The organism is Streptomyces sp. 35G-GA-8 (assembly GCF_023534745.1).
Classification (GTDB): Bacteria; Actinomycetota; Actinomycetes; order Streptomycetales; family Streptomycetaceae; genus Streptomyces.
Genome location: NZ_JAMHJQ010000004.1, coordinates 390,618 through 414,220, shown reverse-complemented (window position 1 = coordinate 414,220; position 23,603 = coordinate 390,618). Strand labels below are relative to the sequence as shown.

At 71.0% G+C, this 23,603-nt stretch carries 17 protein-coding genes; 6 read left to right on the top strand and 11 right to left on the bottom strand.

The window, feature by feature from the left end:
* Nucleotides 1-142: 142 nt before the first annotated feature.
* From M1203_RS11020 to M1203_RS10990, 7 genes are all read right to left on the bottom strand, one after another.
* The gene (locus M1203_RS11020; protein WP_374402669.1) at nucleotides 143-1,153 is read right to left on the bottom strand and encodes an N-acetylglucosamine kinase; all 1,011 of its coding nucleotides are present in this window, start codon (nucleotides 1,151-1,153) and stop codon (nucleotides 143-145) included.
* A 2-nt stretch (nucleotides 1,154-1,155) separates the two neighbouring features.
* The gene (locus M1203_RS11015) at nucleotides 1,156-2,421 is read right to left on the bottom strand and encodes a 6-phospho-beta-glucosidase (RefSeq protein WP_249949393.1); all 1,266 of its coding nucleotides are present in this window, start codon (nucleotides 2,419-2,421) and stop codon (nucleotides 1,156-1,158) included.
* Nucleotides 2,422-2,426: 5 nt separating this feature from the next.
* Nucleotides 2,427-3,338, bottom strand: coding sequence for a carbohydrate ABC transporter permease (locus tag M1203_RS11010; RefSeq protein WP_249949392.1), 912 nt, complete (start codon nucleotides 3,336-3,338; stop codon nucleotides 2,427-2,429).
* 1 nt (nucleotide 3,339) lies between these two features.
* Complete coding sequence (locus M1203_RS11005; protein WP_249949391.1) at nucleotides 3,340-4,281, bottom strand: carbohydrate ABC transporter permease; 942 nt, start codon at nucleotides 4,279-4,281, stop codon at nucleotides 3,340-3,342.
* 18 nt (nucleotides 4,282-4,299) lie between these two features.
* Nucleotides 4,300-5,634 carry an ABC transporter substrate-binding protein gene (locus M1203_RS11000; RefSeq protein ID WP_249949390.1) on the bottom strand — a complete coding sequence of 445 codons (1,335 nt, stop codon included), beginning with the start codon at nucleotides 5,632-5,634 and terminating at the stop codon, nucleotides 4,300-4,302.
* A 78-nt stretch (nucleotides 5,635-5,712) separates the two neighbouring features.
* Complete coding sequence (locus tag M1203_RS10995; RefSeq protein WP_249949389.1) at nucleotides 5,713-6,936, bottom strand: ROK family transcriptional regulator; 1,224 nt, start codon at nucleotides 6,934-6,936, stop codon at nucleotides 5,713-5,715.
* Between the two features lie 174 nt (nucleotides 6,937-7,110).
* Nucleotides 7,111-8,178, bottom strand: coding sequence for a mechanosensitive ion channel family protein (locus M1203_RS10990; protein WP_249949388.1), 1,068 nt, complete (start codon nucleotides 8,176-8,178; stop codon nucleotides 7,111-7,113).
* A 275-nt stretch (nucleotides 8,179-8,453) separates the two neighbouring features.
* Between M1203_RS10990 and M1203_RS10985 the strand changes: the two genes are divergently transcribed.
* A complete protein-coding gene (locus M1203_RS10985) occupies nucleotides 8,454-8,993 on the top strand; it encodes an HNH endonuclease (protein ID WP_249949387.1) in 540 nt (179 codons plus the stop codon).
* Nucleotides 8,994-9,073: 80 nt separating this feature from the next.
* Here the strand turns inward: M1203_RS10985 and M1203_RS10980 are convergent, their stop codons facing one another.
* The gene (locus M1203_RS10980; RefSeq protein ID WP_249949386.1) at nucleotides 9,074-12,103 is read right to left on the bottom strand and encodes a beta-N-acetylglucosaminidase domain-containing protein; all 3,030 of its coding nucleotides are present in this window, start codon (nucleotides 12,101-12,103) and stop codon (nucleotides 9,074-9,076) included.
* Between the two features lie 288 nt (nucleotides 12,104-12,391).
* Here M1203_RS10980 and M1203_RS10975 point away from each other — a divergent pair, with 288 nt between their 5' ends.
* The 3 genes from M1203_RS10975 (at nucleotide 12,392) to M1203_RS10965 (ending at nucleotide 15,126) form a co-directional block, all read left to right on the top strand.
* Nucleotides 12,392-12,625 carry a hypothetical protein gene (locus tag M1203_RS10975; protein WP_030352405.1) on the top strand — a complete coding sequence of 78 codons (234 nt, stop codon included), beginning with the start codon at nucleotides 12,392-12,394 and terminating at the stop codon, nucleotides 12,623-12,625.
* Nucleotides 12,626-12,644: 19 nt separating this feature from the next.
* Complete coding sequence (malQ, locus tag M1203_RS10970) at nucleotides 12,645-14,792, top strand: 4-alpha-glucanotransferase (RefSeq protein ID WP_249949385.1); 2,148 nt, start codon at nucleotides 12,645-12,647, stop codon at nucleotides 14,790-14,792.
* Nucleotides 14,793-14,895: 103 nt separating this feature from the next.
* Entirely contained in the window at nucleotides 14,896-15,126 is a 231-nt protein-coding gene (locus tag M1203_RS10965) for a hypothetical protein (protein WP_249949384.1), read from the top strand.
* 353 nt (nucleotides 15,127-15,479) lie between these two features.
* On the opposite strand, the gene pepN is transcribed toward M1203_RS10965, so the two are convergent.
* Nucleotides 15,480-18,056 (bottom strand): aminopeptidase N, encoded by a 2,577-nt coding sequence (pepN, locus tag M1203_RS10960; protein ID WP_249949383.1) that lies wholly within the window; start codon nucleotides 18,054-18,056, stop codon nucleotides 15,480-15,482.
* 100 nt (nucleotides 18,057-18,156) lie between these two features.
* Between pepN and M1203_RS10955 the strand changes: the two genes are divergently transcribed.
* Nucleotides 18,157-18,387, top strand: coding sequence for a ribbon-helix-helix domain-containing protein (locus tag M1203_RS10955; protein WP_249949382.1), 231 nt, complete (start codon nucleotides 18,157-18,159; stop codon nucleotides 18,385-18,387).
* Nucleotides 18,374-18,721 carry a type II toxin-antitoxin system PemK/MazF family toxin gene (locus M1203_RS10950; protein WP_249949381.1) on the top strand — a complete coding sequence of 116 codons (348 nt, stop codon included), beginning with the start codon at nucleotides 18,374-18,376 and terminating at the stop codon, nucleotides 18,719-18,721. The genes M1203_RS10955 and M1203_RS10950 overlap by 14 nt, the downstream gene beginning before the upstream one ends.
* Nucleotides 18,722-18,911: 190 nt before the next feature.
* Here the strand turns inward: M1203_RS10950 and M1203_RS10945 are convergent, their stop codons facing one another.
* Together M1203_RS10945 and M1203_RS10940 are read right to left on the bottom strand one after the other, a co-directional pair.
* On the bottom strand, nucleotides 18,912-19,940 hold the full coding sequence (locus M1203_RS10945) for an aspartate-semialdehyde dehydrogenase (protein WP_249949380.1): 1,029 nt from the start codon (nucleotides 19,938-19,940) through the stop codon (nucleotides 18,912-18,914).
* A gap of 157 nt (nucleotides 19,941-20,097) precedes the next feature.
* Nucleotides 20,098-23,412 carry a S8 family serine peptidase gene (locus M1203_RS10940; RefSeq protein ID WP_249949379.1) on the bottom strand — a complete coding sequence of 1,105 codons (3,315 nt, stop codon included), beginning with the start codon at nucleotides 23,410-23,412 and terminating at the stop codon, nucleotides 20,098-20,100.
* Nucleotides 23,413-23,603: the final 191 nt, after the last annotated feature.

Sequence of the window (23,603 nt, the reverse complement as noted above, 5' to 3'; positions counted from 1 at the left end):
TGAATACGCCGGGGCCCCGTGAGCGGTTCCCGTTCACGGGGCTTTCCTTACGCGTACGGCCACCCAATGCCCACCCGGAGCACGCCCGGAGCTCACCCGGAACACGCCCCAAGGCCCCGGAGCCCGTCCGGCGGCTCCCGGGTCAGGCGTAATGCGCCCCGAGCCTGGCGTGCGCCTCCGCGCTCGCCCCCACCTGGTCGAGACCGAGCAGCGCGGCCCCCAGCACCGGCGGCGCCGTCACGACTTCCACGACCGCCTTGGGCGCCCTGGCCGCGAGCAGCTCCGCGATCCGGGCGTCGAGCTGCGGATGACGGGCCGCCAGGACGCTGCCGCCGAGCAGCACCGGTACCTCCTCGTCGAGCAGCCCGAGCCTGCCGAGCGCCACCGAGGCCAGCACGACGACCTCCTCGGCCAGCCGGTCGACCACGGAATGGGCGACCGCGTCGCCGGCCGCGCTCGTCGCGAACAGCACCGGCGTCAGCTCATGCCTGCGCACGAACGGGATATGCCCCAGATGCAGCGCCTCGATCAGCTCGTACATCGAGCCGAGCCCGAAGTGGCCGGGCAGCGTCCGCACCAGCTCCGTGGGCTCGCCGCGGCCGTCCTCGGCCCGCGCGGCGAACCACAGGGCCTCCTCCGCGAGGCCCGAACCCCCGCCCCAGTCACCGGAGATCCGGCCGATCGCCGGGAACCGCGCGGTACGGCCGTCCGGCAGCATCCCCACGCAGTTGATGCCCGCGCCACAGACGACGGCCACGCCCCTCGGCTCCGCGCCGCTCGGCAGACCGGCGCGCAGTATCGCGAAGGTGTCGTTGCGCACCTCCGTCGTGCGCCCCCAGCCGCGCGCCTGTACGGCCTCGGCCAACTCCCGCTCCTCGACCGGGAGATCGGCGTTGGCGAGACAGGCCGACACATGGCCGACCAGGTCGCGCGCCGGCAGCCCGGCCGCCGAGGCGGCCTCGGCGACCGTCACCGCCAGCGCGTCGACCGCCGTCTCGATCCCGACGACCGGCGGCTGGAAGCCGCCCCCGCGGGCCGTACCGAGCACCGAGCCGTCGGCGCCGATCACGGCCACATCGGTCTTGCTGTTCCCGGCGTCGACGGCCAGGACGCTCGCGCGCCCCACCGTCTCGCCGGCAGTGCTCACCGCCACGCTCACACCCACGCGAGATGCTCCCGGTTGTGCGCGATCAGCTGGTCGGTGAGCGCCTCGGCGTACGCGAACTGGCCGATCAGCGGATGCGAGAGCAGCGCCTTGAAGACCCGGTCCCGGCCGCCGTGCAGCGCGGCCTCCAGCGCCAGGTCCTCGTACGCCGTGACATTCGCGATCAGGCCCGCGTACAGCGGATCCAGCTCGGACACCGGGAGCGGCACCGCGCCCGACCTGTCCACCCGCGCCTGGACCTCGATCACCGCGTCGTCCGCCAGGAACGGCAGCGTGCCGTTGTTGTACGTGTTCACCACCTGGATCGGGCTGCCGCCGCCGCGCAGCAGCGAGGCCGCCAGATCCACCGCGGCCTCCGAGTAGAAGGCACCGCCGCGCTTGGAGAGCAGCTCGGGCTTCTCGTCCAGCGCGGGGTCGCCGTACATCTCCAGCAGCCGCTTCTCCATCTCGGCCACCTCGGCGGCCCGGGACGGCTTGGTCCGCAGCTCCCGTACGACCTCGTCGTGCGCGTAGAAGTAGCGCAGATAGTACGAGGGCACCACCCCGAGCCGGTCCAGCAGCACGCGGGGCAGCCGCAGATCGGCCGCGAGCGAGTCGCCGTGCTCGGCCAGCAGCTTGGGCAGCAGATCGGCGCCGTCCGGGCCGCCGAGCCGTACGCCGCGCTCCCAGGTCAGATGGTTCAGCCCCACATGCTCCAGGTACACCTCGGAGGGCGCGACTTCCAGCAGCTTCGCGAACCTGCGCTGGAAACCGATCGCCACGTTGCACAGCCCCACGGCCTTGTGACCGGCCTGGAGCAGCGCCCGGGTCACGATCCCCACCGGGTTGGTGAAGTCGATGATCCACGCGTCGGGGTTGGCGCGCCGCACCCGCTCGGCGATGTCAAGGACCACCGGGACCGTGCGCAGCGCCTTGGCGAGACCGCCCGCGCCCGTCGTCTCCTGGCCGACACAGCCGCACTCCAGCGGCCAGGTCTCGTCCTGGTTCCGCGCGGCCTGCCCGCCGACCCGCAGCTGGAGCAGTACCGCGTCGGCGTCGGCGACACCCGCGTCCACGTCCGAGGTGGTGGTGATACGGCCGGGGTGGCCCTGCTTGGCGAAGATACGCCGGGCCAGCCCTCCGACCAGTTCAAGACGGTCGGCCGCGGGGTCGACCAGTACGAGTTCCTCGATCGGCAAGGTGTCCCGCAACCGAGAGAATCCGTCGATGAGTTCGGGTGTGTAGGTCGATCCTCCGCCTACCACGGCGAGCTTCATGGTTCTCAGCCCTTCACTCCGGTCAGTGTGACTCCCTCGACGAACGCCTTCTGGGCGAAGAAGAACACGAGGATCACAGGGGCCATGACCAGTACGGTCGCGGCCATGGTCAGATTCCAGTCGGTATGGTGTGCGCCCTTGAAGGACTCCAGGCCGTAACTGAGCGTCCAGGCGGCCGGGTTCTCCGAAGCGTAGATCTGTGGGCCGAAGTAGTCGTTCCAGGCGTAGAAGAACTGGAACAGCGCGACGGCCGCGATCCCGGGCCTGGCCATCGGCAGCACGACCTTGATCAGGGTACGGAACTCGCCGCAGCCGTCGACCTTGGCGGCGTCCAGGTACTCATTGGGGATCGTCAGCAGGAACTGGCGCAGCAGGAAGATGGAGAACGCGTCACCGAACGCCATCGGGATGATCAGCGGCCACAGCGAGCCCGACAGATCGAGCTGCTTCGCCCAGAACAGATACATCGGAATGATGATCACCTGGGGCGGCAGCATCATCATCGAGATGACGAGCATCAGCGAGAGCTGCCGGCCGCGGAAGCGGAATTTGGCGAGCGCGTACGCCACCGGGATCGAGGAGAGCACCGACAGGACGGTGCCGAGCCCCGCGTACAGCAGGGTGTTCTTCCACCAGGTCAGAAAGCCCGGGGTGTCGAACACCTTCGCGTAGTTGCCCCACTCCCAGGAATTGGGGGTCAGATCGCGGGTGAGCGCCTGATGGTCGCTCATCACCGAGGTCAGGAAGAGGAAGACGAACGGCAGCACGAAGAAGAGCGCGGCGGCGACGCCCAGGGAGTGCACGGCGATCCAGTGCAGCAGCGCCTTGCGGCGGGCGCTGCGGGCGGCGGGCGTACGGTCGGGCGCGTCGGGCGCGGCCGTCGTCGGCGAGCCGGGCCGGCCGAGGAGTTGTGTCATCTCAGTCACCCGATCCGATCAGTCCGCCGCGCCGCCGCATCAGCAGCGCCGTGAAGGCCATGGCCAGCGCGAACAGCACGAGCGCGACCACACACGCGGCGCCGTAGTCGAAGCGCTGGAAGCCCAGGTTGTAGACCAGCTGCGGCAGGGTCAGCGTGGACTTGTCCGGGTAGCCGGGCTCGAAGGCCTGCCCGGAGCCGCCGATGACCCCGGAGGCGACCTTGCCCGCGACCAGCGGCTGCGAGTAGTACTGCATCGCCGAGATCACGCCGGTGACCACGGCGAACATCACGATCGGCGAGATGTTCGGCAGGGTCACGTACCGGAAGCGGTGCCAGGCCGACGCGCCGTCCAGCTCGGCGGCCTCGTACTGCTCCTTGGGTACGTCGAGCAGCGCGGCCATGAAGATCACCATCAGGTCGCCGATGCCCCAGACGGCCAGCAGGGTGAGCGCGGGCTTGGACCAGCCGGGGTCGTTGAACCAGCCGGGGGTCGGCAGGCCGAGGTCCCCGAGAATGGTGTTGACCGGCCCCGTACCCGGGTTGAGCAGGAAGACGAACGCGAGTGTCGCGGCGACCGGCGGCGCCAGATACGGCAGATAGAAGAGGGTGCGGAAGATTCCCGTACCGGTCTTGATCTTGGTGATCAGCATGCCGATGCCGAGTCCGAAGACCACCCGGCAGGTCACCATGATCACGACGAGCCAGAGGGTGTTGCGCAGGGACGGCCAGAACATCGGGTAGTCGCTGAAGACGTACGACCAGTTCCCCAGACCGTTCCAGACGGGCGAGTTGAAGCCGTCGTACTTCATGAAGGAGAAGTAGACGGTCGAGATCAGCGGATACGCGAAGAAGACGGTGAAGCCGATCAACCAGGGCGACATGAACGCCGCCGTCCGAAGCGCCGACGCGCGGCGCTTCGAACGGAGCGTGTGCGTGGACATCGGTGACGTCCCGGCCCGCTACTTGGCCTGCTCGATGTCGCGGTCGATCTGCTGGGCGGTCTTCTCCAGACCCGCCTGGAGATCCTTCACCTTGCCCTGCTCGTACTGGTAGCCGAAGTCCTGGAGCGTCTGCTGGTACGTCGAGCCGTTGACGGCGGCCGGCGGAGTGCTGGACTTCGGGTGCTGCGCGATGTCGAGGAAGGTCTTGAAGCGCGGGTCGAACTTCAGGCCGGGGGACTTGAGGGCCTCCAGCGTGGAGGGCACATTGCGGATGCCGTTCGCGAACTGGACGACCGCCTCGGTGTCGGTCGTCATGTACTTCACCAGCTCCCACGCGGCGTTCTGCTTCTTGCTCTGCGGCGCGATCCCCATGATCGTGCCGGAGAGGAAGCCCTTGCCGTAGCTGTCCGCCTCGTCGTCCGCCACCGGCATCGGCGCGACACCGATCTCGAACGGCACCTTGGCGTCCTCGGCCATGCCGAGCCGCCACTCGCCGTCCAGCTGCATGGCGACCTGGCCGGTGTGGAACGGGTGCTTGGCGCCCCACTCGTCACCGAACGTGGAGCGGTACTTCTCCAGCTTCTCGTATCCGCCGAGGTCGTCGACCAGCTTCTTCTGGTACGTGAACATCTTGGCGAAGGCCGGGTCCTTGGCGATGTTCGACTTGCCGTCCTGGTCGAAGTACGCGTGGTCCCAGCTCGACATGTAGTGGTCGACGACCGTCTCGTAGCCGTGGTACGTCGGCATCAGACCGACCTGCTCGTAGCTGTCGCCCTTGGTCTTCGTGAGCTTCTTGGCGACGGAGGCCAGCTCCGACATCGTCCTCGGCGGGGCGGTGATCCCGGCCTTCTCGAAGGCGTCCTTGTTGTAGTAGAGCCCGTACGCGTCACTGAGCAGCGGCAGCGCGCAGCGCTTGCCCTCGAACTGGGTGTACTCCAGCAGCACCTTGGGGAAGGTCTTCGCCAGGTCCAGCTCGGACTTCTCGATGAACGGGGCCAGATCGGCGAAGGCGCCCGACGAGCAGAACTTGCCGACGTTCGAGGTGGTGAAGGAGGACACCACATCCGGCCCCTTGGAACCGCCCGCGCGCAGCGCCTGGTTGAGCTTGTCGTCGTTGATATTGCCGACGACGTTCACCGTGATGTTCGGATGCGCCTTCTCGAACCGGTCGATGTTGTCCTGGATGGCCTTCACCTCGCCGGGCGCGCTCCAGCCGTGCCAGAAGGTGATGGAGGTCTTGGCGTTCGGATCGTCGGACGCGTCGGCGCCGGACTGCCCGGTACACGAGGTGGCGAGCACGGATATCGCGGCCACGGCGACGGCGGAGGCGGCGAGACGACGGTTTTTGAGCATGGCGGTACTCCCGGTGATGGGTACGGGGGTCGGTGAGGGAGATACGGGGGGTGTGCGGCGGAAGGGGTCGGACGGTGATCAGCGGGCGGTGTCGAAGACCTCGTCGCGGGTGGCAGCCAGGGCGCTCTCCAGCGCGCCCCGCAGAACCGGACGGTGCTGGACCTCGCCGATGAGGAGCCGGGGGCGGGACGCGGCCAGTTCGGCCAGCTCCGCCTGGACGAGTGCGCGCAGCGGCTCACCGCCGGCGGCGGTCACCCCGCCCGCCAGGACGATCAGTTCGGGGTCGAGTACGGCGGTCACCGAAGCGAGACCGGTGGCGAGCCGCTGGGCGTACAGCCGCAGCAGCTCGGCCAGCCGCTCGTCCCGCTCGTGCTCCGCGGCGGCGCGGGTCAGCAGCCCGGCCGCGACCTCGGCGTACGGCGTCTCCGGGGTGTCGATGCCGAGGGTCTTCGCGAGCCTCGGCACGGACTGGGCGCCCGCCAGCTCCTGGAAGCCACCGCTGTTGGCCCGGACCACCTGGCGTACCAGCGGAGTTCCGGGCACCGGCAGGAAGCCGACCTCGCCGGCGCCGCCGGTGAAGCCGCGGTGCAGCCGCCCGCCGATGAACAGGGCGGCGCCGAGGCCGTCCTCGTTCCACAGCAGGACGAAGTCCTCGTCGCCGCGGGCCACTCCGAGGCGCTGCTCGGCGACCGCCGCGAGGTTCACGTCGTTCTCGTACTCGACGGGCATCGGCAGGACCGCGGCCAACTCGTCGAGGAGCGAGGCGGAGTGCCAGCCGGGCAGATGGGACGCGTACCGCAGCCGGCCGGTGGACGGATCGAACGCGCCGGGCGTACCGATCACGACCCGGCGCACGTCGGCGGTGGCGAGACCGGCGGCCTTCACGGCCCCCTCCAGCGCGTCCGTGACCTGATGGACGACACTGTCGGCGCGGCGCCCCGGGGTGGGCAGTTCGAACTCCCCGACGGTCGTTCCGGTGATATCGGCGACGGCGGCCAGGATCCGCCGCGGATTCACATCGAGCCCCCCGGCGTACGCGGCGTGCGCGTTGACCGCGTACAGCTGGGCGTTGGGCCCCGGCCGGCCCTCGGTGGTGCCGGTGGCGACGACCAGACCGGCCGCTTCGAGACGGGCGAGCAGCTGGGAGGCGGTCGGCTTCGAGAGTCCGGTGAGCTTGCCTATCCGGGTCCGCGAGAGCGGGCCGTGGGCGAGCAGCAGATCGAGCGCGGCCCGGTCGTTCATGGCCCGCAGCACACGCGGCGTCCCCGGTGACGGAGTGGGTGATCCGGTCGCATCGGTCATGGACCCGGCACCTGCCCTTCCACTGTTCACTCTCCCGATGACACTGTTAGGAAAGTTTCCTATCGGGGTGCGAGGAAAGTAGGCCGGAAGCCTCGAAGGCGTCAATACCCTCCGGCGCAAGACACCCCCGAGGCAACCAAAGCGTTACCTGCGGGGGTGCCTGAGAAGGGCGTGCTACTTCGCGAGGTTCGGGGGCGGCGCGATCGGGGCCGCCGCCAGGGACTGCGGGGACGTCGGACTCGCCAGCGCCGAGGGGGCGGCGACACCCGCCGCCGGGTCCGGCGCCGCGGCGGCCGTCTCCACCGCCGGGAAGAGGCCGCCGACGATCTGGATGCCCGCCTCGTCGAACGCGCGCTTGATCCGCCAGCGCAGCTCGCGCTCCACCCCGAGCGCCTGGCCCGGCATCGTCTTCGCCGAGATCCGCACCGTCATCGAGTCCAGCAGCACGGCGTCCAGACCGAGCACCTCGACCGGGCCCCACAGCCGCTCGTTCCACGGGTCGTCCTTGGCCATCTTCTCCGCTACCGCCGTGATGACCGTACGGACCGTCTCCAGGTCCTCCGTCGGCCGCACCATCACATCGACCCCCGCCGTCGCCCAGCCCTGGCTGAGGTTGCCGATCCGCTTCACCTCACCGTTGCGCACGTACCAGATCTCGCCGTTGTCGCCCCGCAGCTTGGTGACCCGCAGACCGACCTCGATCACCTCACCGGAGGCCACCCCCGCGTCGATGGTGTCCCCGACGCCGTACTGGTCCTCCAGGATCATGAAGACCCCGGACAGGAAGTCCGTCACAAGATTGCGCGCGCCGAACCCCAGCGCCACCCCCGCGACGCCCGCCGAGGCCAGCAGCGGGGCCAGATTGATATTGAGCGCGCCCAGCATCATCAGCGCAGCCGTGCCCAGGATCAGGAACGACGTGACCGAGCGGAGCACCGACCCGATCGCCTCGGAACGCTGCCGGCGCCGCTCCGCGTTCACCAGCAGCCCGCCGAGCGCGGTGCCCTCGACCGTCTGCACGCTGCGGTTCATCCGGTCTATCAGCTTGGTCAGGGCGCGGCGGATGACATGGCGCAGCACCAGCGCGATCACCAGGATCAGCAGCATGCGCAGGCCGGTGCTCAGCCAGGTGGCCCAGTTGTCCCCGACCCAGCTCGCGGCGTCGTTCGCCCGGTCCGCGGCCTCGTCGAAAGTGACGGGGTCAGACGACGGGCCGGCGGCCTGCGGGGCGGACCAGGACACGACAGAAACCTCCAGGTATCGGCGGGGTGGACCAACCACACTAACGGGGCCCTCCCGCGCGACCGCCGCCCCGGAGGCCGGAGAGACGCGCCTCACGTATATGCCCCTTCCAGGGCCCCTGGGCCGGGCCGCACACGGGGCCGAGCCGTCATGTGGTCGAAAACACTCATGGCCCGTTACCTGGACGTGGTGGCGTTTCGACCAGGCATGAGGAGAGACTGAGAGCAGATCGTCCCGGCGCGAGCCACGTGCCGCCGGCGTACAAGGAGGCATCCGTGCCGCATGTCCTGGTCCTCAACGCGTCGTACGAGCCACTCGGCGTCGTACCGCTCCGCCGCGCGCTCGTCCTCGTTCTGGAGAACAAGGCCCTCTGCCTAGAGGAATCCGGCGCCTTCATGCACAGTGAAACCCGGGTCATCCCGGCCCCCAGCGTCGTACGGCTCAAGCGCTTCGTCCGGGTCCCCTACAGGGGGCCCGTTCCGCTGACCCGCCGTGCCCTCTTCGCCCGAGACGGCGGTCGCTGTATGTACTGCGGTGGCGTCGCAACCAGCGTCGACCACGTCATCCCGCGCAGCCGCGGCGGGCAGCACCGATGGGACAACGTGGTGGCGGCCTGCCGCCGCTGCAACCACGTCAAGGCGGACAGGCACCTACGGGAACTGGGCTGGCGCCTCAACCACCAGCCCGAACCCCCGTCGGGCCTGGCCTGGCGCATCATCGGCACGGGCCACCGCGATCCGCGCTGGATGCCGTACCTCCAGCCGTACGGGGCGGAGGACGCGGTGGCCCGAATCGACGCGCCCCGAGCGTCTTAGGGGGGCCGGGGTTCGTTTCGGCGGGGGCCGGTGGTCGCTCAAGCGGGCCGGGCCGACCACGCAACCGCAACCGCCCCCGCCTAGCCAGACGCAGCCACCCCGTACACCTCCACCCCGAACAGCGAGTACCCGAACCGCGTCCCCCGCCCCTCCCCCTGCACCCGCACGAATCGCGCGTCCCTCGCGTCCATTCCCACCGTTTCCCGCCCGCCCCCGCTGTCCGTCACCACCGCCGCCGTCCGCCACGTGCTCCCGTCCGCCGAGACCTGGATCCGGTAGCGGCTCGCGTACGCGTCCTGCCAGTGCAGCACCACCCGGCCCACCCTGGCCGGCCGCGCCAGCTCCACCTGCCACCACGCGCCGTCGTCCACGGGTGAGGACCAGCGGCTGACCGGATCGCCGTCGATCGCGGCGGTGGCCGGGAAGTCCGGCGTCTCGTCGCCGGACGACATGGCCGTGCCCGTACGCGCCAGATCGGGGCCGCCGGTGACCGGCGACGCACGCACCGTGAGCGTGCGCTCCTCGCCGTCGAAGGCGAGCGGCACCTCGTACGTTCCGGCCGGGGTCCCCGCGGGGACGCTGACCTTCACGGGAACGTGCGTACGGGAGCCACGCGGCACCCTCGTCTGCTTGGGCACCGTCACCCGAATGCCGGAAGGCGGCTTCGCCGTGATCGCGCCCCGCACCTCGCCGGGGCGCCGCGCCGCCACTCGTGCCTCGACCGTCTCGGGCTCGCCGCCGATCTGGGCGTTCGCCGCTCCGCGCGGCAGATCGAGGCTGGCCCGCGGCTCGTCGGCGAACCAGGGCACGAGATGCCGTACGGACGGCGTGGACCCACCGGGTCCCCCGGGCCCGGCGCCCGCGTCCGACCAGACGATCCGTACCGCGTCGACCCGCTGCCCGTTCAGCGCTTTCGCGTCCGACTCGGTCCAGCCGCTCGTCGAGAGCGGCCCCAGGCCGCGCCAGCCCTGGCCGGGTACCCGCGCCTCGACGGTCGCGCCCGCGCCTGTGCCGGGGTCGGTCATCGTGTTGACCGTCTCCAGGGGCCTGGCCCGCCCCAGCTCGACGGTGTAGGACCGCGCGTCGCGGGCCACGCCCTCGCCGGTGGCCCCCGCGCGTCCCACCGCGCGATCCGCTCCCGTCCACGCCGCCGACTCCTTGGCCGCCCGCTTCAGGAACGGTCCCAGCACGCCCTCGCCGACCGTCACCCGGCTCGCCTCGGCGGCCTCGCGCAGGGGCTCCAGGGCCACCGACGCCCGCCATGCCGCCGCGCCGTCGCCGCGGTCCTGGGCCCGGAGCATGTCGACGGCCAGTTCGCCGGCGGTGCCGTACCGCGCGAGCTGGTCCAGCCAGGGCCGCACCTCGTCGTACAGCTGTCCTCCGGCCACCCCCGAAAGCCGCGGCGGGGCCTCCCGCATCATCGTGAACGCGGCCTTCAGTCTGCTCGCCGCCGAGCTTCTGGCCGCCGCGTCCGTGGTCGTACGGGACCGCCAGAACGCGTCGAGCAGCGGCTTCAGATACGCCGACTCCGACAGGCCGAGAATCGACGAGGCGTCATTGCCCGCGAGCACGCCCAGCGCCGCGCGGGCACTCCCGTCCTGGCCCGCGAGGTCGTCCAGCGCGGCCTGCCAGGACTGCCCCGGCTGGTAGCCGCGCGGGTTCCAGGCGTAGTCGGCCGCCGTGAACAGCGGGATACGGGACGCCGACGCCTGCTCCATCGCGTTGGCGAGCAGCCCGAGGGAACCGGACGCCACGGCGGGCTCCCGGCCGGTGTACGGACCGAGGAAGAGCCGGTCCTGCTCGTAGTCGTTGACCGGGTAGTTGTCCATGGTCACCAGCCGGCGCCCGAACGCCGCACGCGCGCCCGTCAGTTCGCGGCCCGTGATCGTGCGCGGCACGACCCCGACGCCCGTCCAGGCCACCTGCACCCGCGCGTCGAGCGCGCCGCCGAGCGCCGTGCGGTAGTCCGTGGGGCCGTCCTGGTAGTACTCGGTCGGCATGACCGTGAGCGGCTCGGCGTCCGCGTACCGGTCCGCCAGATGCGCGGCCACCACGTTCGCCACCCGGGCCTGTGCCCCGGCCGCCGCCTCCGGTCCCGAGCCGAACGTTTCCGTGTCCTGGTCGCAGTGCCACTCGCTGTAGCTGACGTCCTGGAACTGGAGTTGGAAGGCGCGCACGCCCAGCGCCCACATCGCGTCGATCTTGCGGATGAGCGCCTTGAGATCCGCGTCCGAGGCCATGCACATGGACTGGGCGGGGGAGACGGCCCACGCGAGCGTCACATGGTTGCGGCGGGCGCGCTCCGCCAGTTCACGGAACTCCGCGCGCCGGTCCGCCGGATAGGGATCGCGCCAGCGCGCCTGGCGGTACGGGTCGTCGCCGGGCGCGTAGAGGTAGCGGTTCTGCTTGGTGCGTCCCATGAAGTCGAGTTGGGCCAGCCGCTGCCGGTGGTCCCAGGGCTGTCCGTAGAACCCTTCCGTCGTGCCGCGTACGGCCGTGCCCGGCCAGTCGCGTACGACCACGCCGGGCAGGGCGGGCCGGTCCGGCGTCCGACGCGTGATCAGCTGGCGCAGGGTCTGCGCCGCGTGGAAGAGGCCGTCCTCGCCGACGCCGTCGAGGGCGACCGTCCCGCGGCCCGCGACCATGCCCACGGCGATGCGGTAGCCGCCGGACGGAAGGTCGGCGCGCTCGGGTGCGCGCAGGGCGCGCAGCGCGTTCCACGCGTCGCCGCCCCCGGCGAAAACGACGGGCCCGCGGTCCGGGGCCCCCGAGGACGCGGCGGACGAGGCGGACGAGGTGGTGCGGACGGTACGGACGCCGGCCGCGCGCAGCAGCTCCACCAGCGCCCGCACGGCGTATGTGTCGGCGCCCGCGCCGGTGACGACGGTCACCTCGTCCCCGAGCGTGACCGGCCTCCCCGCCGCCTTGATCGTGTGGGGCCGAGGCCAGACCGCGGGCACCGCCACCTCGCCCTCGCGGTCGGGGGTGGTGGCCGAGGGGGATCCGGGGTCCTGGGGAGCAGCCGACACGCTCGGCGCGGCGCCGAGCAGTCCGCCGATCACGGCGACCGCGACGGCGGTCGCGGTCCGTTTCGTGTGCCCGAGCCGCATGCCTTGTCCCCTCATGCTCACTGGTTTCGCTTCTTGGCACCGCCGGCGTCCCGCAGGAGTCTCGACCGGACAGCCGTCGAGCGGCATCGAGCCCACCACCCCGTGGTGACAGTGTCAATGCGCGTGGCCGTTGTGTCGCAAATGCCCGTTTGTGATAGGCAGGACCTTCAACTGCCGCACGGGGAACGGATCGTGACTCGACACACGTTTACGGGGCGAACACGTCTGCGGCTCCGTCCGCTGGGTAGGGCTGCGATGACCTGTTCCCTGTTCCTTGGAGGCGCCGTCATGGCCGCATCCGCGCAGCTTCTGCTCTCCGCCCTCTCCAAACAGGCGGAGCCCGCCCCGCTGACCAGCGAGCCCCCGCTCGGCGGCGTCGGCGCGGGACCCCTGACCAGCGAGCCTCCGCTCGCCGACGCGGCGCCCCTCACCAGCGAGCCCCCGCTCGCCGACACCGCCCCGCTGACCAGCGAGCCGACCGCTCCCGGCACGGCGGGCGGCACGGAGTCCCCAGGAGTATGACCGTCTGAACGGAGTGCGTATGGGTCTGGCCAGGCTCGCCGAGCTGCACGGTGTCGCCACCGCGCACTCACCTTCCCCGGGCGTCACCGTCCCGGTCCCCGACGACACCGTGGTCGCGGTGCTCGCCGCGCTGGGGGTCGACGCGGCCACGCCCGAGGCGGTGGACGACGCGCTCGGTGACGCCGAGTCCGCCGAGGCGAGGCGGCTGCTGCCCGCGACGCTCGTGCTGTGGAGCGCGTGGGACGGTGCCCCGGGCGCCCCTGAGGAGTCCGCCGCCTCCCTTCCCGCACCGGCCCCGCCGTCCCCCGAGCTGCCGCCCGCCCTGACCGCGCTCCCGCCGGGCTCGGTGCTCCGGGTGGAGACGGAGGAGGGCGAGTCGTTGGAGCTGCCGCACTCCGCCCCCGAGGAGCCCGCCGCGTGGGCGAGGATCCCGCTCGGGGTGCACCGGCTGGCCGTCGAGGCCCCCGACGGGCGCACCGCCTGGGTGGTGCTGATCGTCGCGCCCGCTCGGGTGCCGGGGCCGCCCGCCCGCACCCATGGCTTTCTGGTGCAGCTCTACTCCCTGCTCTCCGCGCGCTCCTGGGGCATGGGCGATCTGGGCGATCTCGCCGAGCTGGCCGGCTGGTCGGGCCGGACCCTGGGGGCCGGGTTCGTCCAGATCAATCCGCTGCACGCGGCCGTACCGGGCGATCCGACCGACCCGTCCCCCTACCGCCCCTCCTCACGCCGCTTCCCCGACCCGGTGCATCTGCGGATCGAGGACATCCCCGAGTACGCGTATGTACGGGGACCCGACCGCGCGCGCCTCGACGCGCTGGTGGAACGGGCCGCGGCGCTGCGGGAGTCCGTTCTCGACAAGACGCCGGGCGAGGGCGCGCTGATCGACCGCGACGCCGTGTGGGCGCTCAAGCGCGCGGCCCTGGACATCCTGGACACGGTCCCGCTCGGCCCCGGGCGCCGCGCCGCCTACTGGGACTTCCTGGCCGCGCAGGGCCGTGCCCTGGAGGACCACGCCACCTGGTACGCCCTCGCCGAGGTGCACGGCCCCGAGTGGCACGACTGGCCGGAGCCGCTGCGGGACCCGCGCTCCGCCGAGACGGCCGCGGCCCGCCGGGAGCTGCTCGACCGGATCGACTACCACTGCCGGCTGGCCTGGCTGACGGACGAGCAGCTGGCCGCCGCGTCCCGGGCCGCCGTGGACGCGGGGATGGCCGTCGGGATCGTCCATGACCTCGCCGTCGGGGTGCACCCGGGCGGCGCCGACGCCTGGGCCCAGCAGGACGCGTTCGCAGCGGGCATCTCGATCGGCGCGCCCCCGGACGCCTTTAACGCGCTCGGCCAGGACTGGGGCCTGCCGCCCTGGCGCCCCGATGTGCTGGCCGCGTCCGGCTACGCCCCGTTCCGCGGGCTGCTCCAAGGTCTGCTGCGGCACGCCGGAGCGCTGCGGATCGACCATGTGATGGGGCTGTTCCGGCTCTGGTGGGTTCCCCGGGGCCAGGACCCCACCCGGGGAACGTATGTCCGATACGACGCCGAGGCGATGCTCGCGGTCCTCGCCCTGGAGGCACACCGCGCGGGCACCGTCGTCATAGGGGAGGACCTGGGCACGGTCGAGCCCGGCGTACGCGAGGCGCTCCAGCGGCGCGGGGTGCTCGGCACGTCCGTGCTCTGGTTCGAGCGCGACTGGGCGGGCACGGGCCGCCCGCTGCCGCCCGAGAGCTGGCGCGAGGGGTGCGTGGCCACCGCCACCACCCATGATCTGCCGCCCACGGCGGCCCGGCTCACCGGTGAGTACGCGGAGCTGCGCCACCGGCTCGGTCTGCTCACCCGCCCGCTGGAGCAGGAGCGCTCGGAGGAGCAGGCGGAGATCGCGGAGTGGCTGGGCCGTCTCGCGCGTCTGGGGCTGCTGCCCGGGGGCGGCGGGGACGAGGAGGAGGAGATCCGCGCCTTCTACCGTTTCCTGACGCTCACACCCGCGCGGATGATCGGGGTCTGGCTGCCGGACGCGGTCGGCGACCGCAGACCGCAGAACCTGCCGGGCACCTGGAACCAGTACCCGAACTGGCGGCTGCCGGTGGCCGACGCGGAGGGCCGCCCGATGAGCCTGGAGGAACTGGCCGCCTCGCCCCGGCTGCACGGCCTGATGGAGGCCCTGCGCGGCCACTGAGGCGCTGGTGGAGGCCGCGCGCACCGGCGGAGGAGCGGCCTCACGACAGGCCCTAAGGCACCCCGGGCGCGCGGCCCGCGGACGGGTTCGCTACGTTTGCACCGTGGACAAGAAGAACGCTCTGCGCGCCGGCGCCCTGGCGACCGGTACGACGCTGATGATGCTGCTCATGTCGTCCCCGGCGCTCGCGCTGACCCGGGACGACGGCGACGACCCGGGTCCGGGCCTGAGTGTGGGCGAGACCCTCGGCCTGTTCGTGGCCGCGCCGCTGGTGATCTTCGGCATCATCGCCGGTCTGGTGATCGTGCTCGACAAGTCGCGCAAGCAGGCCTGACCCACCCGGACTTCCTGGGCGTCGCCCGGCACCTCCTGTGCCGGGCGGCGCTTTCGTGTGCCGCCGTCGCCGTCGCCGTACCGCGTCGGGCCGACCGGCCGACCTCCGACGCGGACGGGCGGGCCGGGGAACGGCTCCCACAGGATCCGCCCCGACCCGCCCGCCCTGGGCCCTGTCTGACAAATCCCGCCTGGCTCGCGACGCCTGGCACGCGCGCTCGCCGCGTTGTCGGGTCACCCCAGTACGTCCAGTACTGGGGAGACCCTCCGCCTTGCGATCGCACGCACCAGACGCCGCGAGCCCCGCCCTCCGGGCGGACGGCGCTATGTGTCAGACAGGGCCTAGGAACCGGGCTACGCGACGGCCGCCGCCGCGTCCGCCTCCTGCGCCTTCAGCGCGCGCTCGACGCCCGCCCTCGACTCCGAGATCAGCCGCCGCAACGCCGCGTTCGGGCTCGCGGAGGCCAGCCAGGCGTCCGTCGCGTCCAGCGTGGCGGGGGAGACCTGGAGCGACGGGTACAGACCGACCGCGATCTGCTGGGCCATCTCGTGCGAGCGCGACTCCCAGACCTCCCCGACCGCCGCGAAGAACTTCTCCGCGTACGGGGCCAGCAGCTCACGCTGGTCGGTCTGGACGAAGCCGCTGATCACCGCCTCCTGGAGGGCGTTCGGCAGCTTGTCGCTCTCCACCACCGACGCCCATGCCTCCGCCTTGGCCTCGGCCAGCGGTCGCGCCGAACGGGCCGCGGCGGCGTGGCGTTCGCCCGCCGCCGTGCGGTCGCGCTCGTACTCCGCCGAGATCTCCTCGTCGTCGTGCAGCCCCACCGCCGCCAGCCGCTGGACGAACGCCCAGCGCAGCTCGGTGTCGACGGTCAGGCCCTCGACCGTCTCCGTACCGTCGAGAAGGCCCTGCAACAGGTCGAGCTGCTGCGGCGTACGCGCCGTCGCGGCGAACGCGCGCGCCCACGCCAGCTGGTGGTCGCCGCCCGGCTCGGCCGCCCGCAGATGCGCCAGCGTGGCGTCCGTCCACCGGGTCAGCCCGGCCTCGCGCCAGGCGGGCGCCGCGTACAGGTCGAGCGCCAGCTTCACCTGGCGGTGCAGCGACTGCACCACCCCGATGTCCGACTCCTTCGCGATCCCCGAGAGCACCAGCTCCAGATAGTCGCGCGTGGCCAGCTCGCCGTCGCGCGTCATGTCCCAGGCCGACGCCCAGCACAGCGCGCGCGGCAGCGACTCCTCGAAGTCGCCGAGGTGTTCGGTGACGACCCGCAGGGACTCCTCGTCGAGCCGGACCTTCGCGTACGACAGGTCGTCGTCGTTGAGCAGGATGACGGCCGGGCGCGGGGTGTCCGCCGGGAACGGCACCTCCGTCAGCTCGCCGTCCACGTCCAGCTCGATCCGGCTCGTACGGACCAGCTTGCCGTTCCCGTCCAGGTCGTAGCAGCCGATCGCGATCCGGTGCGGGCGCAGTACGGGCTCACCCTTGGCCCCGGCCGGCAGCGCCGGCGCCTCCTGCCGTACGGCGAGCGAGGCCACATGGCCCGAGGCGTCCAGCTCGATCTCCGGGCGCAGGATATTGATACCGGCCGTCTCCAGCCACGCCGTCGACCAGGTCTTCAGATCACGGCCAGAGGTCTTCTCCAGCGCGCCCAGCAGATCGGACAGCTGGGTGTTCCCGAACGCGTGCGCCTTGAAGTACGCCTGCACGCCGCTGAAGAACTCGTCCTGGCCGACGTACGCGACCAGCTGCTTCAGTACGGACGCGCCTTTGGCGTAGGTGATGCCGTCGAAGTTGACCAGCACATCGTCCAGATCACGGATGTCCGCCATGATCGGGTGCGTGGAGGGCAGCTGGTCCTGCCGGTAGGCCCAGGTCTTCATGGAGTTGGCGAACGTGGTCCAGGAGTGCGGCCACTTCGAGCCCGGCGCGTACGCCTGGCAGGCGATCGAGGTATAGGTGGCGAACGACTCGTTCAGCCACAGATCGTTCCACCACTCCATGGTGACCAGATCGCCGAACCACATGTGCGCCAGCTCGTGCAGGATCGTCTCGGCCCGCGTCTCGTACGCCGCGTCCGTCACCTTCGAACGGAAGACGTACTGGTCGCGGATGGTGACCGCGCCCGCGTTCTCCATCGCGCCCGCGTTGAACTCCGGCACGAACAGCTGGTCGTACTTGGCGAAGGGGTAGTCGTAGGCGAACTTCTCCTGGAACCAGTCGAAACCCTGCCGGGTGACCTCGAAGATCGCGTCCGAGTCCAGATACTCCGCGAGCGAGGGCCGGCAGTAGACGCCCAGCGGCACGGACTGGCCGTCCTTCTCGTACGAGCTGTGCACCGAGTGGTACGGACCGACGATCAGCGCCGTGATGTACGACGAGATGCGCGGCGTCGGCTCGAAGACCCAGACATGGTCCTTGGGCTCCGGCGTCGGCGAGTTGGAGACGACCGTCCAGCCCTCGGGCGCCTTCACGGTGAACTGGAAGGTCGCCTTCAGGTCGGGCTGCTCGAACGAGGCGAAGACCCGCCGCGCGTCCGGCACCTCGAACTGTGTGTACAGATAGGCCTGCTCGTCGACCGGGTCGACAAAACGGTGCAGCCCCTCGCCGGTGTTGGTGTAGGCGCAGTCCGCGACGACCGTCAGCTCGTTGGGGCCCTCGTGCAGATGCGCCAGCGAGATCCGCGAGTCACGGAAGACGGCGGCGACGTCCAGGGCGGTGCCGTTGAGTACGACCTCGTGCACCGCGGGCGCCACCAGATCGATGAAGGTCTCCGCCCCGGCCTCCGCGCTCAGGAAGCGCACCGTGGTCACGGACCGGTACGTGCCGCCCTCCTGCGCGCCGCTGAGATCGAGATCGATCTCGTACGAGTCCACGGTGAGGAGGCGTGCGCGCCGCTGCGCCTCTTCACGGGTCAGATTTGTGCCAGGCACCCGGGTCATCTCCTCGGTATGTGACGTTTTCCGACATCCTTCCATGCCGCCCTCACGCGTGCGGTAGCAATAGTTCTGCTACCCGGGTAGCATTCGAGGTATGAAGATCAGTGTGAGCCTGCCGGAGGAGGATGTCTCCTTCGTCGACGCGTACGCCGTCGCCTCGGAATCGGCCTCCCGGTCCGCTGTCATACACGCCGCGATCGAGCTGCTGCGCGCCTCACAGCTGGAGGCGGACTACGCGGCCGCCTTCGAGGAGTGGGACGCGAGCGGGGACGCGGCCTTCTGGGAGCGGTCGACGGGGGACGGGCTGACCGATGCGCAGAGGTGACATTTTCCTGATCGACTTCGAACCGGTGCGGGGGAGCGAGGCGAACAAGTCGCGGCCTGCCGTCATCGTCTCCAACGACGCCGCCAACCGCTCCGCGGACCGGAACGGCAAGGGTGTGTTGACGGTCGTTCCCGTCACGTCGAACACCTCCCGGGTCTACCCGTTCCAGATCGTCCTGCCCGCGGAGGAGTGCGGGCTGACAAAGGACTCCAAGGCGCAGTGCGAGCAGGTGCGCGCGGTGTCGACCGACCGCATGCGTCAGCGCCTCGGCGCCGTACCGAAGCAGCGGATGACGGAACTGGACGCGGCGCTGCGGAGGCATCTGGCCCTGTGAGCGCGAAGACCCGCCCGTGTACGAAGAGCCATACGCGCGCCGCCGCCCGACCGGGAGGCCGATCGGGCTCGGCGACGAGCAGCAGCACGGGGCGGTCATGGCGGCGGGGCGGGATCCTCGTACGGCTCGTACGAAAGGAACCCCGCCCCGCCTGCCCGCCGAGTGAGCGGACCGCTCGGCCCACCGGCTCTCAGCCCTGGAGCTCGGCCGCGACCAGCTCCGCGATCTGGACGGCGTTGAGCGCCGCGCCCTTGCGCAGATTGTCGTTGGACAGGAACAGCGCCAGACCGTTCTCCACGGTCTCGTCGTTCCGGATCCGGCCGACGTACGAGGCGTCCTTGCCGGCCGCCTGGAGCGGCGTCGGGATCTCGGACAGCTCCACCCCCGGCGCGTCCTTCAGCAGCTCATAGGCGCGCTCCACACTGATCGGGCGGGCGAAGCGGGCGTTGACCTGGAGCGAGTGGCCGGTGAAGACCGGCACCCTGACACAGGTCCCGGAGACCTTCAGGTCCGGGATCTCCAGGATCTTGCGGGACTCGTTGCGGAGCTTCTGCTCCTCGTCGGTCTCGAAGGAGCCGTCGTCCACGAGGGAGCCCGCGAGCGGGAGCACATTGAAGGCGATGGGGCGCTGGTAGACGCTCGGCTCGGGGAAGTCGACGGCCCCGCCGTCATGGGTGAGCCGGTCGGCCTCGGCGACGACCTTCTGCGCCTGGCCGTGCAGCTCGGCCACGCCGGAGAGGCCGGAGCCGGACACCGCCTGGTAGGTCGTGGCGACCAGCGCGGTCAGCCCCGCCTCGGCGTGCAGCGCGCGCAGCACGGGCATGGCGGCCATCGTGGTGCAGTTCGGGTTGGCGATGATGCCCTTGGGACGGTTCTTGATCGCGTGCGCGTTGACCTCGGAGACGACCAGCGGGACCTCGGGGTCGCGCCGCCAGGCAGAGGAGTTGTCGATCACGACGGCGCCCTGTCCCGCGACCTTCTCCGCGAGCACCTTCGAGGTGGCGCCCCCGGCGGAGAAGAGCACGATGTCGAGCCCGGAGTAGTCGGCGGTGGACGCGTCCTCGACCGTGATCGCCGTGCCCTGCCACTCGATGACCGACCCCGCCGACCGCGCGGAGGCGAAGAGCCGCAGCTCGGCGACCGGGAAGCGCCGCTCGGCCAGAACCTTGCGCATGACTGTGCCGACCTGACCGGTGGCTCCGACGATTCCGACCTTCACTGGGGCTCCTTCATTCGCGACTGTCCCGGGCACGCGTCCCATTCATCATGCGTCTGTCCCGGGGCGGCTTGTCCAATCCATTGTCCAGGGAGCGGACAGAGGGCGGGCGCCCGTACGGACGCCCGCCCCCTGGTACCACCTCATACGTTACGTCCCGTTACGGGGTGACGCTCTCGATGATCACACTGCCGGTGCCCGCGGCGGTGCCGCGCGCGTTGAGCAGCCGGACCTCACCGAAGAACTGCCGGCCCGCCGGGGCCGCGCTGTTCACCAGCACCTCGGCCGCGACCTGCGCGGAAGCGCCGCTGGCGAGCTTGACGGCACCGTCCGCCTTGATCGAGCCGAGCGAGTCCGAGTAGTACACGTCGCGGTAGTCGTACGCCGTGGACCCGGCCGGGACCGCGTAGGCGTCGACGGTGATCGTGTACGTACCGGCCGCCGGGTTGACCAGGCTGACGGACTCATCCGAGCTGGCCGTCGTGGACTGACCGACCGTACGGCCGTCCTTCGCGACAAAGAGGTCGAGGTCGGCCCCCGTGTCGGACGTGCCGCCGAGCGCGATGTCGAGCCGCTCGACGCCCGCACCGATGGTGACGGTCGTCACCTGCTGCTCGCCGTCCGCGATCGTCGGACGGGTGACCTTCGCCGAGCCCAGCGAGCCGCCGCCGAGCGTGCCGTCGATGGCGGCGTAGCCGTTGGTGACCTTCCAGGACACCGGGGCGGGGGTGCCGATCTTCGCCTCGGGGATCGTGGTGACCGCCGGGTCGAAGACCGCGCCCATCAGGGTCGTGTCCAGCGTGTACGGGTTGTCGAGCAGCGGCGACGTACGGCGCGACTCGACCTCGATCTCCCAGACGCCCGGCAGCGGGTCCTGGTACGAACGCACGTCCGGACGGCAGGTGTTGGCCGGGTTCGGGTAGTTCGGGTAGCAGAAGATCGTCGAGCTGTCCTCCATCTGCACGCCGTACGGGCTGATGGCGATGAACCGGGTCTGGCTGTCCTTGGCGAGTCCGCCGAGCGCCACCTCCAGGGTCTTCGCGCCCACCGGCACCGTCACGAAGTACGACTTCGAGGCGTTGCGCTGCACCGAGTCCGACGCCGAGAACGCGTACGCCGGCTTGGCCAGCTCCTTCGAGACGACCACGGTGGTGAGGACCTGCTTGTCCACACCCTCCGTACGACGGTCGTCGACCTCCAGAATCGCGCTGTGCACCCCGGCGGAACCGGGCCTGGCCTGCACGGTCACGGTCACCGGCTGGTTCAGCGGCAGCTTGATCCGGTCGCTGCCGAGCAGCCGGAAGGTCTTGTTGTTGTCGTACTTCCACTTCAGCCGGTGCTCCAGCGCGCCCTGCGCGCCGGTGGTCCGGGTGATGGTGATGTCGTACGTCCGGCTCTGGCCCGCCTTCAGACCGCCCTCGCGGTCGTACAGACCGGTGCCGGAGCCGGGGGTCTTCAGGTACTGGTCGAGCGCCGTGTCGACCGGCGCCTTGACCGTGTACTCGTGAGCGTTGGCGCCCTTCTCGATGGACTTCCACGCGCCCACGACATCGATCAGACCGGCGCCCTGCTCATGTGCCTGGAGACCGGAGATCTTGGTGGCGCTGCTGGTGAGCGCCGTCCGCAGGGTGGCGGGGGTGAGGCTGATCCGCTTCTGCTTGGCGGCGGAGAGCAGCAGCGCGCTCGCGCCGGCGGCCTGCGGAGAGGCCATCGAGGTGCCCTGGAGCATCGAGTAGCCGGGCGGCAGCTGGTAGCCCGCCTCGGCGACCGGGCCACCGGCCGTCCAGGTCTGGGTGGTGTTGATGGCCGCGCCCGGAGCGGTGAGGGTCGGCGTGAAGCCGCCGTCCTCGCGGGGGCCGCGCGCCGAGAACGGCAGCAGGCCGTACTTCGTCGTCACACCGGAGCCGTAGTTGGCGGCCCAGGTCTCCTTGGAGATCGACGCGGCGACCGAGATGACCTTGTCGGCCAGGGCCGGGTCACTGATGGTGTTGGTGCCGGGGCCGTCGTTGCCCGCCGAGATCACGAGCTGTACGCCGTACGTGTCGATGAGCCGCGTGTACAGCTGGGCGCGGGCGTTGTTGCCGTCGTTGAGCGGCGGCAGACCGCCGATCGACATATTGACGATGTCCACACCGCGGTTGGCGACGAGGTCGATCATGCCCTCGGTCAGCGCGACGCTGGTGCAGCCGCCGCTCCAGGAGCAGGCGCGCGAGGACACCAGCTTGGCGCCGGGGGCGGCGCCGTTCATCTTGCCGCCGAAGAGGCCGTTGGCGGCGGTGATGCCGGCGACGTGCGAGCCGTGCGCGCCCTCGATGACACCGATGTTGACGAAGTCGGACTTCGCGCCCGCCGCGTTGTAGACGACGTCCTTGCGGATCTCGACGACGAACGGGATGCGCTCGACCACCGGGGTGGCCGGGTTGTCCGTGCCGAAGTAGCCGATCTGGAAGCCGTCCTTGTACGGCTTCATGACGGTGTCGTTGGTGAAGTCGCCGTCGTTGTCCAGGTCGACGCGTACGGTCCCGCTGGCCGGGTCGTAGAGCACGCCCCAGGCGTCGGTGGTGTCACCGTCACGGTTGAGGTCGCCCGCCATGTCGCCACCCAGGGTGGCGTCCTCGCGGAACGCGCGGTACTTGTACGAGCCGGCCGGGGCCTTCCACGTACGGCCGTCCGCCGTGAAGGTCGGGCCCGACACCGAGGTGTCCATCCGGCGCCAGGTGCCGTCGCCGTCGGACACCGGGTCCGTCGCGGTCACCCAGTCGACGATCTTGCGCTCGCCGGTGGTGGTCTTCTGGAGCGCGGGGTGGCCGAGATCGACCCCCGAGTCCAGGATGCCGATGGTGACGCCGCGGCCGTCGGCCTTCGGGTTCTTCTTGACGAAGTCCACCGCGCCGGTCTCGAAGGACGGGTTGTACGGGTTCTTCGCCGGGGTCTTGCTGCTCGGCGCCGGGTACTTCGTGGCGGCCGAACCGGTGGCGCCCTTCGCGGCCTTCGCCGTGTCCGCCGCGGGCGTCGGGTCGTCCAGCATGATCTCCTGGTTGAGATCGATGCCGTGGACGGAGGAGAGCTTCTGGGCCGCCCTGATCGCGGCGTCCGCCTTGGCGGTCGGGAGCGTGGCCCGTACATAGCCGAGCTTGTCGTCGGTCTTGCCGACGATGGCGCCCTCGACGGCGTCCAGTTGACCGGCGACCTGCTCGGTCGCCCCCGGCGCGGTGGCGACCATCAACGTGATGTTCTTCTCGCCCTTGGCCTTCGCCTTGTCGAGCAGATCGGCGTCGGCCGCCCCGAGCTTGTCGGAAGAGCCGGAGGCGGGGGAGGACTTGACGGGTGCGGCCGGGTCGTCGGCGCCCGTCGCGGAGAAGGCGGGTACCGCGCCGGTGGCTATCAGCGCGGCCACCAGACCGGCGGCCGCCGCGACCCTGGCCACGCGTCTCGGCCCGGATATGGAGCTCTCGGATTCGGAGGTCATCAGCATCCCTGTGTGGTGAAAGAGACAGTCCGGAATTCGGTACCGGATGACCGCTCACTTTTTCGCAATGACAGGGGTTTGTGGAGAGCTGTCAGGGGCGGGATTCAGTCGTGGCGGAGACCCGCCAGTGCGGTGTGTGCGCCACCGGGGACCAATGGGGCGAAATCCGCGTGCTGGTGGGGCCGGTGGGGCTGGTG

What these genes read in the sequence shown, in the direction of transcription:
- M1203_RS10950 (WP_249949381.1), top strand. Translation starts at nt 18,374, where the DNA reads ATGCGCAGAGGTGACATTTTCCTGATCGACTTCGAACCGGTGCGGGGG.
- M1203_RS11015 (WP_249949393.1), bottom strand. Translation starts at nt 2,421, where the DNA reads ATGAAGCTCGCCGTGGTAGGCGGAGGATCGACCTACACACCCGAACTC.
- M1203_RS11000 (WP_249949390.1), bottom strand. Translation starts at nt 5,634, where the DNA reads ATGCTCAAAAACCGTCGTCTCGCCGCCTCCGCCGTCGCCGTGGCCGCG.
- M1203_RS10980 (WP_249949386.1), bottom strand. Translation starts at nt 12,103, where the DNA reads ATGCGGCTCGGGCACACGAAACGGACCGCGACCGCCGTCGCGGTCGCC.
- M1203_RS10940 (WP_249949379.1), bottom strand. Translation starts at nt 23,412, where the DNA reads ATGCTGATGACCTCCGAATCCGAGAGCTCCATATCCGGGCCGAGACGC.
- M1203_RS11010 (WP_249949392.1), bottom strand. Translation starts at nt 3,338, where the DNA reads ATGACACAACTCCTCGGCCGGCCCGGCTCGCCGACGACGGCCGCGCCC.
- M1203_RS10955 (WP_249949382.1), top strand. Translation starts at nt 18,157, where the DNA reads ATGAAGATCAGTGTGAGCCTGCCGGAGGAGGATGTCTCCTTCGTCGAC.
- M1203_RS10995 (WP_249949389.1), bottom strand. Translation starts at nt 6,936, where the DNA reads ATGACCGATGCGACCGGATCACCCACTCCGTCACCGGGGACGCCGCGT.
- M1203_RS11005 (WP_249949391.1), bottom strand. Translation starts at nt 4,281, where the DNA reads ATGTCCACGCACACGCTCCGTTCGAAGCGCCGCGCGTCGGCGCTTCGG.
- malQ (WP_249949385.1), top strand. Translation starts at nt 12,645, where the DNA reads ATGGGTCTGGCCAGGCTCGCCGAGCTGCACGGTGTCGCCACCGCGCAC.
- M1203_RS10975 (WP_030352405.1), top strand. Translation starts at nt 12,392, where the DNA reads ATGGCCGCATCCGCGCAGCTTCTGCTCTCCGCCCTCTCCAAACAGGCG.